The organism is Ectopseudomonas composti, from assembly GCF_001567565.1.
Taxonomy (GTDB): Bacteria; Pseudomonadota; Gammaproteobacteria; order Pseudomonadales; family Pseudomonadaceae; genus Aquipseudomonas; species Aquipseudomonas composti_A.
In genome coordinates this window covers 1-1287 of record NZ_LSSW01000034.1, presented here as the reverse complement: position 1 = coordinate 1287, position 1287 = coordinate 1, and the positions used below count along the sequence as shown (strand labels likewise).

The 1287-nt window shown below is 62.5% G+C and carries 3 protein-coding genes and 1 pseudogene; all 4 read right to left on the bottom strand.

The window, feature by feature from the left end; genetic code table 11:
- Positions 1–48: 48 nt before the first annotated feature.
- Positions 49–267, bottom strand: coding sequence for a hypothetical protein (locus PCLY_RS24260; RefSeq protein WP_061243314.1), 219 nt, complete (start codon positions 265–267; stop codon positions 49–51).
- Between the two features lie 10 nt (positions 268–277).
- Positions 278–457, bottom strand: coding sequence for a hypothetical protein (locus PCLY_RS24255; protein ID WP_061243311.1), 180 nt, complete (start codon positions 455–457; stop codon positions 278–280).
- A gap of 15 nt (positions 458–472) precedes the next feature.
- Positions 473–841, bottom strand: a complete 369-nt coding sequence (locus PCLY_RS24250) for a hypothetical protein (RefSeq protein WP_061243308.1) — start codon at positions 839–841, stop codon at positions 473–475.
- A gap of 251 nt (positions 842–1092) precedes the next feature.
- Positions 1093–1287 (bottom strand): annotated as a pseudogene (locus PCLY_RS25095) (hypothetical protein); the annotation flags it as partial.

The following is a 1287-nucleotide window of genomic DNA, read 5'->3' as shown; positions in this document are numbered from 1 at the left end:
CGCAAACGCCGAGCGAACGGCGCAGGGTGCGGATGTGTTTCATGGTTGTTACCTCGATTTCAGGACTTTTTTCAGGACGAGGAACCCGAACACGACAGAGAAGAGAATCATCGCTTCGCCTTGCAGTTCGGACACGTCATCCCAGGTGAGCGCAGAGCCTGTAAGGCCCTGCATTTCAGCGTCTGCGACGGATACCAGTTGGCCTGTGCACAGGAGTTCACCCGAGGCACCAACCGACCACTCCCCATCGCAGGCGATGAAATTCATAGGCCCTCGGTTACTCCGCCTGGCTGGGGTCTAGAACAACCTCAGCCATGGCGATGCAGTCGGGGCAGATAACGAGGTCGGGCGCCTTGTTCAGATCGGGCAGCAGGTCGGGCTGGGGGGCGGACTGGTTGTAGAGCTGGCCCATGGGCTGCCCGCAGCAGTCGCACAGCACGCGATCAACGATCAGCACGGCGGCGCCCTCCCGTTAGGCCTTGGCCGCGTCCGGCTGGGTGCCGGTCGGCTTGGGCTGTTGTTGGGTGCCTTGCGGGGCAGCAGGCTTGCCGGCCTGAGCAGGCTTGGCGGACTCGACGTGCAGGACGATGAACTTGCCCGCGTTCTTGGAGCCGCGATCAATCTCTACGGTGACGCGGACGGTCTCCAGCACATCGAGGCCTTTGCAGGCGGCCCACACCTCATCCAGGGAGCCTTCTGCTACCTGCATCGAGAGCAGAGAGACGCCCAGGTCCTTTTCGCCGTCCGGTTCGTCGCCCAGGTACAGCTTGACCAGATCCACGTTGTCGAACTTCACGCGCTCAGCGCTGATGAATGCCAGTTCCATAGTGGTGCGTGCCATGTTGTGTTTCCTCGCTTGGTTGCGCGGTATTGCGCGGTTTTGCCTTTCAGCAGGTCGAGCGGGTCCACACGGGCAAACTTCGCGTTTTTGCCCGGGTGGGGTTCTCGACTTGCCGAGGTTTTCAGTTAGCGCCGCTGGTGCAGCGGGTTGTGTTCACACCAAGGGCTTTGCCCTTGTCATCCCACTCTTGCCGCCGAGGGCTCGGGAGCGCGGGGCGGTGGAGCTGCCCCACACTCACGAGCGGAGGCTATTCAGGGTGGTGGGCGTTCAAGGGTGCGCTCCGCCCGTGCCTCCGTTTGGCCGAACGGTGGAGCGTGTTCGGACAAGCCGGGGGCGCGGCCCTTGACCTGTTCGAGGGTGGCGGCGTTGGTCAGATCGCTAGGGGCGCACTGGTGAACGACCTTGGCCATTGCCTGATAGAAGTAGTCGTCTACCGACTCCAGCAA

What these genes read in the sequence shown, in the direction of transcription:
- PCLY_RS24260 (WP_061243314.1), bottom strand. Translation starts at nt 267, where the DNA reads ATGAATTTCATCGCCTGCGATGGGGAGTGGTCGGTTGGTGCCTCGGGT.
- PCLY_RS24250 (WP_061243308.1), bottom strand. Translation starts at nt 841, where the DNA reads ATGGCACGCACCACTATGGAACTGGCATTCATCAGCGCTGAGCGCGTG.